This window comes from Streptomyces sp. NBC_00659, assembly GCF_036226925.1.
GTDB lineage: Bacteria > Actinomycetota > Actinomycetes > Streptomycetales > Streptomycetaceae > Streptomyces.
In genome coordinates this window covers 7,172,808-7,185,863 of the sequence record NZ_CP109031.1, presented here as the reverse complement: position 1 = coordinate 7,185,863, position 13,056 = coordinate 7,172,808, and the positions used below count along the sequence as shown (strand labels likewise).

At 72.4% G+C, this 13,056-nt stretch carries 12 protein-coding genes; 5 read left to right on the top strand and 7 right to left on the bottom strand.

From position 1 onward, the window contains the following. Positions 1-38: 38 nt before the first annotated feature. From OG410_RS31370 to OG410_RS31355, 4 genes are all read right to left on the bottom strand, one after another. Positions 39-986, bottom strand: a complete 948-nt coding sequence (locus OG410_RS31370) for an aminoglycoside phosphotransferase family protein (RefSeq protein WP_329302167.1) — start codon at positions 984-986, stop codon at positions 39-41. Between the two features lie 63 nt (positions 987-1,049). Next, entirely contained in the window at positions 1,050-2,174 is a 1,125-nt protein-coding gene (locus tag OG410_RS31365) for an aminopeptidase P family protein (RefSeq protein ID WP_329302166.1), read from the bottom strand. Positions 2,175-2,267: 93 nt separating this feature from the next. Continuing rightward, entirely contained in the window at positions 2,268-2,888 is a 621-nt protein-coding gene (locus OG410_RS31360; protein ID WP_329302165.1) for a LysE family translocator, read from the bottom strand. A 145-nt stretch (positions 2,889-3,033) separates the two neighbouring features. After that, on the bottom strand, positions 3,034-3,699 hold the full coding sequence (locus tag OG410_RS31355; RefSeq protein ID WP_329302164.1) for a PDZ domain-containing protein: 666 nt from the start codon (positions 3,697-3,699) through the stop codon (positions 3,034-3,036). A 308-nt stretch (positions 3,700-4,007) separates the two neighbouring features. On the opposite strand from OG410_RS31355, the gene OG410_RS31350 reads away from it, so the two are divergent. Beyond that, entirely contained in the window at positions 4,008-4,154 is a 147-nt protein-coding gene (locus OG410_RS31350; RefSeq protein ID WP_329302163.1) for a hypothetical protein, read from the top strand. Positions 4,155-4,174: 20 nt separating this feature from the next. On the opposite strand, the gene cyc2 is transcribed toward OG410_RS31350, so the two are convergent. Both cyc2 and OG410_RS31340 read right to left on the bottom strand, forming a co-directional pair. Then, a complete protein-coding gene (gene cyc2, locus OG410_RS31345; protein ID WP_329302162.1) occupies positions 4,175-6,352 on the bottom strand; it encodes a germacradienol/geosmin synthase Cyc2 in 2,178 nt (725 codons plus the stop codon). 187 nt (positions 6,353-6,539) lie between these two features. Next, the gene (locus tag OG410_RS31340; protein ID WP_329302161.1) at positions 6,540-7,739 is read right to left on the bottom strand and encodes a damage-control phosphatase ARMT1 family protein; all 1,200 of its coding nucleotides are present in this window, start codon (positions 7,737-7,739) and stop codon (positions 6,540-6,542) included. A gap of 397 nt (positions 7,740-8,136) precedes the next feature. On the opposite strand from OG410_RS31340, the gene OG410_RS31335 reads away from it, so the two are divergent. Further along, positions 8,137-9,093: a lytic polysaccharide monooxygenase auxiliary activity family 9 protein gene (locus OG410_RS31335; RefSeq protein WP_329302160.1), complete on the top strand. Its 957-nt coding sequence runs from the start codon at positions 8,137-8,139 to the stop codon at positions 9,091-9,093. A gap of 18 nt (positions 9,094-9,111) precedes the next feature. Here the strand turns inward: OG410_RS31335 and OG410_RS31330 are convergent, their stop codons facing one another. After that, positions 9,112-9,777, bottom strand: a complete 666-nt coding sequence (locus OG410_RS31330; RefSeq protein ID WP_329302159.1) for a Tat pathway signal sequence domain protein — start codon at positions 9,775-9,777, stop codon at positions 9,112-9,114. A gap of 719 nt (positions 9,778-10,496) precedes the next feature. Between OG410_RS31330 and OG410_RS31325 the strand changes: the two genes are divergently transcribed. From OG410_RS31325 to OG410_RS31315, 3 genes are all read left to right on the top strand, one after another. Continuing rightward, the gene (locus OG410_RS31325; RefSeq protein WP_329302158.1) at positions 10,497-11,168 is read left to right on the top strand and encodes a DUF6230 family protein; all 672 of its coding nucleotides are present in this window, start codon (positions 10,497-10,499) and stop codon (positions 11,166-11,168) included. Continuing rightward, positions 11,168-11,581, top strand: coding sequence for a DUF6114 domain-containing protein (locus tag OG410_RS31320; protein WP_329302157.1), 414 nt, complete (start codon positions 11,168-11,170; stop codon positions 11,579-11,581). The genes OG410_RS31325 and OG410_RS31320 overlap by 1 nt, the downstream gene beginning before the upstream one ends. A gap of 189 nt (positions 11,582-11,770) precedes the next feature. After that, a complete protein-coding gene (locus OG410_RS31315) occupies positions 11,771-13,015 on the top strand; it encodes a cytochrome P450 family protein (RefSeq protein ID WP_329302156.1) in 1,245 nt (414 codons plus the stop codon). The last annotated feature ends 41 nt before the right edge of the window (positions 13,016-13,056 follow it).

Below are 13,056 nucleotides of genomic sequence, written 5' to 3'. Positions count from 1 at the left end.
GGGCGGGCGTCTCTACGGCGTCTCGTCCCGCGGGCGCCCTACGACGTCTCGTCCGGCGGGTCCCGCAGGTCCGTGACCCGCTCCAGCAGGATCGGCTCCCAGGCGCGCGCCAACCGGGCTTCCGCGAGCGCAAGTTGTCCGGCGTCGTCGCCGCGGAGGCGGTCGGCGAGCCGGATGACGGTGTCGCAGCGGGCGAGCCACAGGCCGCGCAGACAGGGGCGGGCGCCGTAACCGGCGAGGGTGGCGGCGCGTACGGCCGCGGGGGCGCCGACCGCGAGGGCCAGCCCCGCGATGTCCTCGGCCGGATCCCCGGTCACCGCGCCGGTCCAGTCGAGGACGCCCCGTACCCGGCCGTCGGGACTGACCACGAGGTGTTCGCCGAGGAGTCCGTGGTGCACGAGGACCGGGGCGCCGGTCTGCGCGCCGAGCTGCACGGCGGCGGGCGCGGCGAGCTGGTCGAAGCGGGCGGGGTCGAACTCCTCCGCGGGAATCCGTTCGGTGGCTCGTACGGCGGCGGCCCGCAGGGCCTCCAGGGAGCGCTGCGGGGTCCGCGGCACCCCCAGCGTCTCGGCCTGCGGTACGGGGACCTCGCGCAGCCCGGTCAGCAGGTCGGCCAGGTCGGCCTCGCCGAGTGCCGAGACGGCCTGTTCCTCGCCCGGGACACCGGGCAGCTTCGTGTCCAGGGTGTAGGTCAGTCCGCTCGACCACTCGCCCTGCGCCACACTCATGGGAACGGTGCCCCCGACGAACGGGCGGATCAGATCGCGCAGCCTCAGTTCACGGCGTTGCCGCAGGGAGGCCTCGCGGTCGAGGGCGAGCCGCAGCACATGGCGTCGGCCCACCCACCAGGTGTGCCCGCCCTGCTCGCGGACGGGCCGTACGTCCGGTCCCGGACCGGGCGCGGCGTCGTCGGAGAGCAGGGTGCGGACCAGCCGGCGGACGGTCTCGGGGGTCGGTACGGGGGCCGGTGTCGGTGTCGGGTTCATGGTCGCGCCCTTGTCGTCCGGGGGCGGGGGCGAAGGGGTCGCCGCACGGTGTGCGGGCGCATGTCAGTCGACGATCACCATCTCGCGGGACGTGTTGTTGAGCCGGCGTCCGCCGTCCTCGGTCACCGTGACGATGTCCTCGATACGGACCCCGAAACGGCCGGGCAGATAGATCCCCGGCTCCACGGAGAAGCACATGCCGGGGACCAGGGGCTGTTCCTCGCCCTCGACCATGTACGGCGGTTCGTGGGTGGTGACGCCGATGCCGTGCCCGGTGCGGTGGATGAAGTACTCGCCGTACCCGGCGGCCTCGATGACGGCGCGCGCGGCGCGGTCGATGTCCTGGCAGGCGGCCCCGGGACGCACGGCGCGGAAGCCGGCCTCCTGCGCCTCGCGCACGATGTCGTGGACCTTGCGCTCCTCGTCGTCCGGTTCGCCGACGTGGACCGTGCGGGAGGTGTCGGAGCCGTAGCCGTCCTTGAGTCCGCCGAAGTCCAGGACCACCATGTCGCCGGCCTCGATCACCCGCTCGTCGGCCTCGTGGTGCGGGTTGGCGCCGTTGGGGCCCGAGGCCACGATGGTGAAGTCCACCTGGGAGTGTCCGAACCGGCGCAGCAGATCGGCGAGGTCCTTGGACACCTCCGACTCCCTGCGGTCCGCGAAGCGCACCTTGCGGATCTCCTCGAACGCCTCGTCCGCGGCGGCTCCGGCGGCTGCGAGCCGCTCCAGCTCGGCCGCGTCCTTGACGGCCCTGAGCATCGGCAGGACCTCGGTCAGGGCCGCGTAGCGAGTGCCGGGGAGCCGCTTCTGGAGGCCGAGCAGGTGCAGGGCCCAGCCGTTGTCGCTGATGCCGAAGCGGCCCGCGCCGTCCAGGAGGGGCGCGGCGGCCGCGTAGGGGTTCTGGCCGTCGGTCCAGGCGTGCGGGGTCAGCGCGGGGGCGCCTGCCGACTTGGCCGCGTCGGGCGCCTCCAGGGTGGGCACGACGAGGGCCGGGTCGTGTCCCGCCCGCAGCACCAGCAGGGTGAGCCGCTCCGTCTCCACCGGGCGGTATCCGGTCAGCCACACCAGGTCGGGCCCCGGCGCGACCAGGACGCCGTCGAGCCCGGCGTCGGCCGCGGCCTCGGCGGCGCGCCGCATACGAGCCTCGTAGTCGTCGGCGGTGAAGGGCGCGGGTGTGGCGGCGGTCATCCATGCCTCCGTGTGTGCGGAGTTCCCCAGGGGGCTACGGCAGCATCCTGCCCCTCCGGTGGGGCGTACGCGAGCCGGTCGTGCCCGCGCCGGTCAGCCCTCCAGTGCGAGGCGGGCTCCCAGGAGCAGCAGGACGCCTCCGGAGACCTGCTCCAGGCGCCGGCGCACGCCCGTCCGGGACAGTACGGTCTTCATCCGGCCGACGAACCACACGTAGACGCCGTAGTACCCCACCTCGTAGACCGCCCAGAGCGCGGCGAGGCCGAGCATGGCGGGCAGGTGCGGGGCGCCCTCGGGCACGAACTGCGGCAGGAAGGACATCGCGAAGACGGCCGCCTTCGGGTTGGCGAGGTTGAGCAGCAGCCCGCCCCGGTAGGACGCCCAGTCGCTCCTCTCCGCACTCTCCCAGCCGCCGTCGGCGGCGCCCTTGGAGCGGCGTGCCTGCCACAGCGTCTGTACGCCGAAGCCGACGAGCACCACGGCGCCGACGATCCGCATGACGCCGTACGCCATCTCGGAGGCGGCGAGCAGGGCGGTGAGGCCGAACGCGGCGACGGCGCCCCACAGGAAGACGCCCGTCTCGTTGCCGAGCACGGTCAGGAAACCGGACCGCCTGCTGCCCAGGGACCGTTTGATGATCAGCACGGTGCTCGGTCCGGGCGAGGCCGCGATGAGGGTGCAGGCGCCGAGGAAGGCGACGAGGGTGCTCAGCATGCGGCCATCATGGCGGGCAGCGGAGCCGTTGACCAGCATGTTTCTCCCGTCCTCACCGGGACAGGGTGTCGCGCCCACGAGGCGGCTCCGGGCCTCCCGGGCGGGGGCGGCTCCACGTCTCCCGGACGGGGAGCGACTCCACGTCTCAGGTCGCGGTGCCCGGGACGACGGACAGCTGTCCGCGGCTGCCGTTCGCGTGGCGCACGCGCAGGGTGACCTCGACGCCCGGCGCCGCGTCCGCCACCGCGCGCGCGAGGTCGGCGGCCGAGGTGATCGCGGTCCCGTCGAGGGCGAGCAGGGTGTCGCCGCGCACCAGGCCCGCGCTGTAGCCGGGACCGGGGAGGTGCACCCCCACGATGAACGCACCCGCGCCACCGGGGGCGTCGGCCGCCTCGACCCCGAGGGTCCCCCGTACGGGCCCCCGCTCGGACTCCCCCGGCCGGACCGGGCCGCCGCCGGACTCCGCCATGACCCCACCGGCCCGCGGCACCCCGGAACCGCCCGGCCTCGGCGCTTCGGAGGCGGCGGCGGGCTGCCGTGGCTGCCCGGCCGCGCCGGTCTGCCGCTGAAGGTCCGCCAGCCTGCTCACGCCGATCACGGTCGCGCCCACCGCGCCGAGCCCCACACCGGACAGGACGAGGACCACTCCGGCGGACACCCCGGCCACCACGGTGATCAGACGCCTTCCACGACGCCGCGCCGCGTGCGGGCGCCGGGCTCCGCCGGACGGACGGGTACTGCCGGACGGACGGGTGCCGCCGCCCGGATCCCCGCCGGGCATCGGCTTGGGACGCAGCGCGGTCTGTTCCATGGGTCGCCTCCGGCAGATGTTCTACGGACCGCCTTCGGCTGATGCTCTACCCCGCGCTCCGGCCCGCGACGATCCCCGAACGAGTGAGACTGCCGCCCCCGTCTCCGTCTCCGGCCCAGGAAGCGGCCGGGGCAGGGTCTCCGCGCTCCTGACGCTCCCCCGGCTGGAGCGGGAGGCGGGCCCGGCCCCGTGAGGCCGCCCGGGCCCTGGCACGGCTGCGGGAGACACTCACGGCAAGGCCGGAGTCCGGCGGGACCGCGCCCGTCCCCGGCGGCTCGCCGAAGCACCGGCGCGTCACGGACCTCGGCGTGTCCATCGTCGACGAGTACCACGAGGTCGCCCGTGCGGCCGCCGCGGACCCGGGCCTCGCGGAGGAGGTCCGCGAGGTCACCGAGGCCGCGGCGGTCCTCCTGTCGGAGCTCTCCGAGGCGGCCCGCCGCAGCGTCCGGCGCTGACTCCCGCGCCCACGGATCCGTCAGAGCGGGACGGGCTGGGCCCGAAGGGCCATCGGCGGCGCGGGAACCTGGTCCGGCACGAAGCCGTGGGCGCGCCGGGCCAGGTCCGCCGCACCGTAACGGCGGCAGTCCTGGTGCCACTTCAGGATTCCGGCCAGCCAGTTCTCCAGCTCCGCCACATAGCCCCGCATGATCCCACGCGCCTCTTCCGAGAGCTCGAAGTCGTCGTACAGGAGGGGCAGTTCGTGGGCGGCGACGTGCTGGAACTGTTCCATGCGCCGGGTCATCAGGTCATGGACGACGCCGAGCGCGGCCGGGTAGTCGCAGCCGAAGAAGTTCTGCACGACGAGGATGCCGTTGTGGATCTCCCCCTCGTACTCGATCTCCTTCTGGTACGAGAAGACGTCGTTCAGGAGCATCGCGTAGTCCATGGCCGCGTTCTCCAGCGAACGGACGGGGCCGCTGCGGTAGACCTCCGGCGGGACCGTCCGGCCGTGTCCGAGGCGGCACAGGCTCATGGTGAGCTCGGAACCGAACGTCGCCCGGCGCATCTCCAGATAGTCGACCGGGTCCGGGACGCGGTTCTGCATCTGGTTGGACAGCTCCCACAGCCAGCTCTCCGTCATCACGTCCACCGCCGCGCGCAGGGTGCTCCGGGCGTCCGGGGTCATGTCCGCGGTGGTGCGCCGCCACAGGTCGATCAGTCCCCGTTCCATGCCGTTGACCGGGACGGGCACTTCCTCACCCTCGACGGGCATGCAGGCGGACAGGCGCGTCGTGGTCAGCCTGGCGGCGGCCAGGTCACGGCGGTTGCCGAAGAGCAGCGGGTAGTAGTCGTCGCCGTAGGTGCCCCAGGCCAGCCACTGCGAGCTGAGGTCGAGGGCCTCGGGTGTCGCGTCGGGGTGGATGCCCGCCGCGCAGAGAGGCAGGTCGTAGGCGATGAGTTTGTCCTCGTCCCAGACGCCCTCCTGGAGCATGCCCGTGGTGTGCATCCAGGTGACGAGGCGGTCCCGGGCACCCGCGAGGTGCGGGCTGAGGGTGACCTCGAACGGCATGTGGAAGTCGGGCAGCACGGAGGGTCCGACCTTCTGGAACGGAACGTGGGTGTACGCGCGCAGCCGCTCCGCCCCGGCCGCGGAGAGCAGCGCCCCGACGTCCGCAGCGGAGGTCCCGAACCCGCCCATGCCGAAGGGCCGTACCTCCTCGACGGCGCCCTTGTTCATGTAGCGGCTGGAGCGCATGTGCCATTCGTGTCCGCCGGACTGCCAGTCCTGGAGTCCCTGCGTGTACGCGGCGACGGCGCCGGTCTCCGCCGCGGTGAGCCCCTTCTCCGCGACCAGTGCGGGCACCTCGGTGAGCGCGGTGTGCTCGAACTGGTGGAGCCGTGAGGTGAGCACGTCGTTGACGGTCTCGGCGGCCTGCTGTGTCGTGCAGCCGAAGAACGTCTCCAGGACGAGGACGCCGTTGCTGAGCTCGCCCTCGTCCTCGACCTCCCGCTGGTAGGAGAAGAGGTCGTTGCGCAGGTGGACTCCGTCGGAGAACGTCTCCATGAGGACGCGCAGCGGCCTCGACTCCGCGACGGACGCGGGCACTTCGGAGGTCGCGTACTCGACGAGCCCCGCCGACCAGGGGGCTCCGCCCACCTTGCGGCGCATCTCGATGTACTCGACGGGGTTGGCGATCCGTCCCTCGTCGATGTTGGACAGCTCCCACATCGACTCGTTGAGCAGATGCTCGGTGGACACGGCGAACCGCCGGCGCCATGCCGTGGACATCGAGGGCACCGTGCGCGCCCACAGGTCGGCGAGCCCCGCTTCGACGGGGTTCTCCGGCTCGGGGACGGGGGTCGACAGGTCGAGCGGCATGAAGAGGGGCAGCCGGTCCAGGTAGGCCTTGCCGCCGGCGCGGTCCTGGGTGCGCTTGAAGGTCTCCAGGAAGTGGTCGTCGAAGAAGAACACCCACACGTACCAGTCGGTGATGAGGGAGAGGGCCGGTCCGTCGCAGTCGGGGTGGGTGTAGGCGCACAACAGGCCGTAGTCGTGGGCGTCGAGGTCGGACTGCTCCCAGATGCCCGAGCCTTCGAGCATGCCCATGTCGCGGGCCCACTCGACCGAGTGCGCCCGCGCCTCGTCCAGGTGCGGGTTCAGCCGGGCGGTGTACGGCATGTAGAAGTGGGGGAGTTCGAACGGCTGCGTCATGGCCGGGCCCTACCCAGGGCCCCGTGCGCACATCCGCAGGCCAGGACATGATCACACCATCGCGTGAACCGCGCCGAAAGCCGCACACGACGGCCTCTCCATCAGGTCGGGCCCACCCCGCCGCCTCGCCGTTTCCGTCCCTGCCGCCTTCAGGTGACCCGACGGGCTCCGGGAGCCGGGCGCGTGGTCATCCGCGTCTCGCCTGGATCAGCGCGTGGGTTCCGCCGGTGCGCCAGCGGTCGTCCTCGGCGGCGTCGAGGGCCGCCTCGACGGCGGGGGTGAGCCCGACGACGACATCGGACTTGAGGGTGCGCAGCGCGGCCACCGCACCGGGGAAACGGGCGGTGGCGGCGGTGAACGGGGTGGTGGCGGGGTAGAGCCGGTCACCGATGAGCCGACGGTAGTTCAGGTCGCCCTTCAGAAGGGTCACGTCGGCCGCGGCGAACTCCCGCCGGAGGTCGTCGGGCAGATCGGTGTACGGCATCGGGCCGCAGGCGAAGGGATGGGTCCGGAGGGTGAGCCGGCCCTCGGACAGGGCCGCCCAGAGACGGTTCCCGGCCTCGCCGGCCGCTCCCTTCGCGGCGGTGAGCCGGCGCAGAGCGTCCAGCACGTCCGCCGTCGTGGCGTCGGAAACGTAGTACGGGTACGGCTTCACGTGCAGGGCGGCCCGCCCGATCCGGCCGTGCCGGAGCAGGTGGTCGACGAGGAGGAGGTCGGGGACGAGTTCCCGGCCCGCGTTGTCCGCGACGAGACAGAGGGTGCCGCCGTCGAACAGGGACCGCAGCACGTCCGCGTCGTTCGCCACGAGCGGGGACTCGGCCGCCGTCCCGCCCCCGGTGCCGGCCAGGCTGAACCCGAGGTCGGCGCGGTTGCCCCACAGCGAGCCGTGCAGCAGTGCCTCCTCCTGTTCCCCGGCCGGCCGCCGCGCGAGGTCGTCCAGCGCGGCGAGTTCCTCGTCGGCCTCCGGGGTGTCGAGCTCGGCGAGCTTGAAGGGGCGGAAGGGGTCGATGCCCTGCCAGGGGCCGGGCGCGAAGTAGCCGACCGCTTCGAGGAGCTTGCGGTAGAAGTAGCTCTCGGACCACAGGAACGGCAGGTCGAACCAGGACCGGCCGTAGTACTCCCGGCCGCCCCAGGCATCCCACCGGCCGCGGTCCGCCGCCGGCTCCATGAGCGGTTCGACGACCCCCTCGGCGCAGTTCCTGAGCAGGGCGTCGAGCGCGTGGCGCTGTTCGGGACCGTACGGGAAGGCGTCCCGCACCTTCCGGATGAGCGCCGGATGCCGCTGCGCCAGCACGCTCCAGGGGAACGAGCCCCGCACCGAGCTCACGACCACCGGGGCGTCGTCGGGTTCGGCGGCAGAGGGGGCGGGGGCGTCGGGATCGCGCATGCGGCTCACCGTACCGGCAGAACAGAAGGGGCCGTCCGACGCTGTGCGCGCCGAGCGGCCCCTCCCCCCGTAGAGCCCAGCGGTCGACTTCGAACTGTCGGCCGTTGTGGGTGCCGCGCGGTCGTTTCCTTGATCCGGGGTGCGGCGCCCCCGGCGGTCGCGCTGAACGATAGGCAGGACGCGGAGAGGAGGGATAGCGGGAAAACCCTCGATCCAGGGGGTGTTCGGCCCTCGTCCGTCCCCGGTGCGGCGAGGTGGTCCCGATTCGCGCGGATTGCGGATCCGGCTGAACACTCCGCGCGCCGGATCCGTATCCCCCCGTGCCCCGTGCGAGGAGTACGTCCCGGCCGCGCGCGGTGGCGCGCCGCTTCGCCCACGCACCGAGGAGACGTTCCGGATGACCGCCTACCGCACCGCCACCGCGGCCGCTGTCGCCCTGGCGGCTCCGCTGCTGCTCACGACGTGGGCGGCGGGGACCGCGTCGGCGCACGGCGCGCCGACGTCCCCGGTCAGCCGGGTGTACGCGTGCTCGCCCGAGGGCGGCAGCCAGGGCACGGCGGCCTGCCGGGCGGCGATCGCCGCGAACGGCTCGCCCTTCACGGCGTGGGACAACCTGCGGGTGGGCGGGGTGGGCGGCCGGGACCGCTCGGTGATCCCGGACGGAAAGCTGTGCAGCGGCGGTCTGCCCGCCTACAAGGGCCTCGACCTGGCCCGCTCCGACTTCCCGGCCACGCGCCTGACGCCCGGCGCGGCCATGACCATGAAGTACAGCTCGACGATCACGCACACGGGGACGTTCAAGCTCTATCTGACCAAGCAGGGCTACAGCCCGACGCGGTCGCTGAAGTGGTCCGACCTGCCGGAGAAGCCGTTCGCCACGGTCACCGATCCCGCTCTGGTCGGCGGCGCCTACCGGATCAACGCGACGCTGCCGTCCGACCGTACCGGCCGCCAGATGCTGTTCACGATCTGGCAGAACTCCAGCACGACGGACACCTATTACTCGTGCTCGGACGTGGTGTTCTCCGGCGGGAGCGGGACGTCGAAGCCGGACCGGACCGCCGGGACCCCGGGGACCGCCGGGAGTGGTTCCGCCGGCAAGAGCGCCAAGGAATCCCCCAAGGCGACCCGGTCGGCCTCCACGGCACCCAGCCCCACGGCCCCGTCGCCGTCCGCCGACTCGCCTTCCCCTGAGGCCGGTTCGGCGGCCGCGCAGGCGGGCACCGATCGTCTGGCGCCCGCCGCCGAGAGCACCACGGGCGGCGGCCCCGGGCTCCCCCTGGTCGCCGGAGGAGCCGGAGCGGCCCTGCTGCTCACTGCCGGCGTCGCGGTCGTGCTGCGACGCCGACAGTGAACCGGGATCCCGCGGGGGTCAGTTGACGAACACCGCCGGGCCGCCCGCCTGGCTGGTGTCGGTCACGGGGGCGTACTTCGCGGTGAAGAAGCCGTTCGCGAAGCACAGCGACGAGCCGGAGAACTTGGTGAACTGCTGGCCGGTGAAGCTGAGGCTGTTGTCGGAGTTGTCCGTCGTTCCGGTGAGGCTCGCCGCCCGGTAGACGCAGGTCAGCGTGCCCAGCAGGGAGCGCAGCTTGACCGTGGTCTGGATGGTGGAGCCGGCGGCCGGGGTGACCGTGACGCTTCCGTCGGAGCCCACCGCGGTGCTGTAGGGCAGGTTGTCGACCGTGATGCTGGTGACGCCGAGGACGCCGACGACGTTGCTGCTGCACGAACTGGCGTCGAAGGTGTGGCCGGTGAGGGTTTCGGTGGCCGTGCCGGGGGACGCCGGGTTGTCGGCGGCGGTCGCGGTGAAGGTCGACGCGGAACAGGAGACGCCGCTCGTTCCGGTGCTGCTGGAGTAGAGCGTGGCGTTGGTGCCGCTCGCCAGCGAGGCGGTGAGGACGTCGCCGACGGCGACGGGGGTTCCTCCGGCGCTGCCGGTGGTGAGCACCGCGATGTCGTCCGCGGAGGCGGGGACGACGGCGGACGCCGAGAGAGCCGCGACGGCGCCGGCGAGGGCGAGCAGGGATCGAGTACGCATGGGGGGGTGCCTCTTCTCCGATGGGGGTGTGGGTGCCTGACCGCGCCGGGGCGCGGGGGTGCGGGTCGAGAAGGTGGCGCGGGTGTGCGGGGTCGAACGGGCCGCGCGCGACGACGGGCCGGAATGCCGGGGCCGCTTGCGGGAGTGGCGCGGTGATGGACCGCCGCCGGTCCGTGACGCCTTCTCCGTGCGTCACGGGCCGACGGCGACAGCCGGGCGACCGGTACGGCCCTCGGGGGAAGGTGACCGCGCCGGTGCCACGGGTTCGGGGATCGGCCGAGGGGGCGCGCCTTTTTCGGCGTACGCGTCAGGGCCGCTCCGGAACACGCCATGACCGCCCCGCAGAGCGGGGTCCGGGAGGTGACGGGCGCGTCGGCGGACGGATCCGGCGCCACGGATCCGGGAAACAGTTGAGAGTTGTAGACCTGATGAAGGGTCAACGTCAAGGCACTGAAAGGAAGTTGGAGGTCAGCGCAGCTCTCCCGCCGACGCGTGTTCACAGGTGAGGCACAACGGGCACGGGTTTCCCACACGTGCCTTGACCGTGCGTGTAACCCCCGGTAACTTCCTCGAAGGCTACTGCCGCGTAACGAGAAAGCCCTTGCAACCGCCGGGAGGCGCGAGGAGGCGTACGCGGCAGCCGCTGTCCGCGCCAGGACAACGCGCCACTGAGCCCAACCCGCATCGATACCAGCATCGAACGTGCCCAGGGAGCAGACATGGCTTCGTCCTCGGACGCCACGGCGTCCAACGGTTCCACGCCCGAGACCCCGGAAAGCGGTTCATCCGCCGGACAGGACCGACGCGGGCGGGTCCGGCTGCGCCGCGCCGCCGTGATGGCGATACCCGCCACCGCGGTCGCCGCGGGGCTGATGATCGCGACGGCGGAGGGGGCCCTCGGTGTCCAGTTCGCCATCTCCGGCATGCCGTTCACGGTCACCGCGACCGAGCTGAACGGTACCGGCTTCGAGCAGTTCGGCGGCCTCGACAACATGGCCGAGGACAGCCCGAACGCCGGCGACACGGGCGGCCAGGTCCTCATCGTCACCTCGGCGATCAAGAACGCGACCCTGGACCACCTGTGCCAGAGCGTCGACCTGGGGGGCACGAACCTGCTCATCACGGCCGGCAGCGGGGCGGACAAGGTCCAGGCGACGAACCTGACCACCGACTCCACGGAACTGTCCGGCAACGCCTCCTTCAACAACATCGAGATCGGCAACGACGCCAGCACGCTCGACAAAGCCGGGGTCCAGGGCCCCAAGGGCGTGTTCAGCCAGCAGGCCGACACCGTGCGCATCGCGAACCTGCGCCAGACCAACTACGCGACGACGGCGGCGGTGTTCAAGCTCCCGGGCCTCAAGCTCCGCTTCAGCGACCAAGGCTGCTGATGAGCACCGGAACACGGACGGACGACTCCCGGGACCTGAGGGGCTCCTTCCGGCGGTGGCGCGCGGACCGCCCCTTCTGGGGCGGGCTGCTGCTCACCCTGGCGGGGGCGGAGATCCTGCTCACCGAGAAGGCGTCGCTGAAGGTCGTCCTGCACATCGGGATGCAGGGCCTCGCGGGCTACCTGCTGCCCACCGTGATGCTGCTGTGCGGCCTGCTGATCCTCTTCAACCCGGCCCAGCGCCTGTTCTACTCCCTGCTGGGCATCCTGCTGTCGCTCGGCACCTGGGTCACCTCCAACCTCGGCGGCTTCTTCATCGGCCTGCTTCTCGGGGCCGTCGGAAGCTGCCTCGCCTTCGGCTGGCTCCCCGATCAGAAGCCGCGCAAACGGCTGCTGCGCCGCGAGCACGCCTGAGGCGGGCGGCCCGGCGGGATCCGGCCCCTCACTGGCTTGCCCGCGCGCACAGGGAAGACGTAATTGCCTGTACGCGCAGGGAAGTTGACACCGTACGCACCCGGCACCGGCGTATACGGACGGCCCCGCTCCGTCGCGTAGCGTGACGTGCCGTATGCGCATCGGAGTTCGGCTGCCAGGAGGTTCCTGATGGGAAGTCCACGTCCTTTGGTGATCGACGTGACCGGACGCGACATCCACGAGGAGGCCGCCCGGATCCGCGAGAGCGGGCCGCTGGCCCGGGTGGAGCTTCCCGGGGGCGTCGAAGCCTGGGCGGTGAGCGGTCCCGAACTCCTGAAGCGGCTGCTCACCGATCCCCGGGTGTCCAAGGACGCGCGGCGGCACTGGCCCCTGCTCGCGAACGGCACGATCACGCCCGAGTGGCCGCTGTTCACCTGGGTGGCCGTGCAGAACATGTTCACCGCGTACGGCGGTGACCACCGGCGCCTGCGCACGCTGGTCTCCAAGGCGTTCACGGCCCGCCGGACGGCCGCGCTCCAGCCGCGCGTCGAGGAGATCACCCGGCAGCTTCTGGACCGCGTGGCGCAGGCCGGACACGGCTCCCAGGTCGTCGACCTGCGCGAGGAGTTCTGCTATCCGCTGCCGATCCAGGTGATCAGTGAACTGTTCGGACTGCCCGAGGAGCGGGGGCCCGAGCTGCGCGAGCTGGTGGACCGCATCTTCGACACCTCCGCCGACCCGGGCGAGATGACGTCCGCCTACGGCCGGCTGTTCATCGTCCTGGGCGAACTCGTCGCCGCCAAACGGGAGTCACCCGGCGACGACCTGACCTCCGGGCTCATCGCGGCCCGCGACGATCAGCACGGCGGTGCGCTCAGCGAACAGGAACTCCTGGACACCCTGATCCTCATGGTCAGCGCCGGTCACGAGACGACGGTCAACCTCATCGACAACGCCGTGCACGCCCTGCTCACCCGTCCCGAGCAGCTCGCGCACGTCCGGGAGGGCCGCGCCGACTGGGACGACGTGGTCGAGGAGACCCTGCGGGCGGACGCGCCGGTCGCGAGTCTGCCGCTGCGGTACGCCGTCGAGGACATCGTCCTGTCCGAACTCGGCGGCCCCGAGGGGACCGTGATCGCCGAGGGCGACGCGATCCTCGCGGCCTACGCCGCCGCTGGACGTGATCCCGAGCGCCACGGCAAGGACGCCGATCAGTTCGACGTCACCCGCGCCGACAAGGAGCACCTCGCCTTCGGCCACGGTGTGCACCGCTGCCTGGGAGCGCCGCTGGGCCGCCTGGAGGCCCGGATCGCCCTTCCGGCCCTGTTCGGCCGCTTCCCGGACCTCCGGCTCGCCGTCCCGGAGGAGGAGCTGAGGCCGGTCGGCTCCTTCATCTCCAACGGCCACCGCTCACTGCCGGTCCGTCTTTCGTAGGACGCTTTCCCCGGTCGCGTACCTGGGTTCCGGGTTCGTTC

Excerpts from the sequence above, each read along its gene's own strand:
- OG410_RS31370 (WP_329302167.1), bottom strand. The coding sequence starts at position 986 with ATGAACCCGACACCGACACCGGCCCCCGTACCGACCCCCGAGACCGTC.
- OG410_RS31365 (WP_329302166.1), bottom strand. The coding sequence starts at position 2,174 with ATGACCGCCGCCACACCCGCGCCCTTCACCGCCGACGACTACGAGGCT.
- OG410_RS31360 (WP_329302165.1), bottom strand. The coding sequence starts at position 2,888 with ATGCTGAGCACCCTCGTCGCCTTCCTCGGCGCCTGCACCCTCATCGCG.
- OG410_RS31355 (WP_329302164.1), bottom strand. The coding sequence starts at position 3,699 with ATGGAACAGACCGCGCTGCGTCCCAAGCCGATGCCCGGCGGGGATCCG.
- cyc2 (WP_329302162.1), bottom strand. The coding sequence starts at position 6,352 with ATGACGCAGCCGTTCGAACTCCCCCACTTCTACATGCCGTACACCGCC.
- OG410_RS31340 (WP_329302161.1), bottom strand. The coding sequence starts at position 7,739 with ATGCGCGATCCCGACGCCCCCGCCCCCTCTGCCGCCGAACCCGACGAC.
- OG410_RS31335 (WP_329302160.1), top strand. The coding sequence starts at position 8,137 with ATGACCGCCTACCGCACCGCCACCGCGGCCGCTGTCGCCCTGGCGGCT.
- OG410_RS31330 (WP_329302159.1), bottom strand. The coding sequence starts at position 9,777 with ATGCGTACTCGATCCCTGCTCGCCCTCGCCGGCGCCGTCGCGGCTCTC.
- OG410_RS31325 (WP_329302158.1), top strand. The coding sequence starts at position 10,497 with ATGGCTTCGTCCTCGGACGCCACGGCGTCCAACGGTTCCACGCCCGAG.
- OG410_RS31320 (WP_329302157.1), top strand. The coding sequence starts at position 11,168 with ATGAGCACCGGAACACGGACGGACGACTCCCGGGACCTGAGGGGCTCC.
- OG410_RS31315 (WP_329302156.1), top strand. The coding sequence starts at position 11,771 with ATGGGAAGTCCACGTCCTTTGGTGATCGACGTGACCGGACGCGACATC.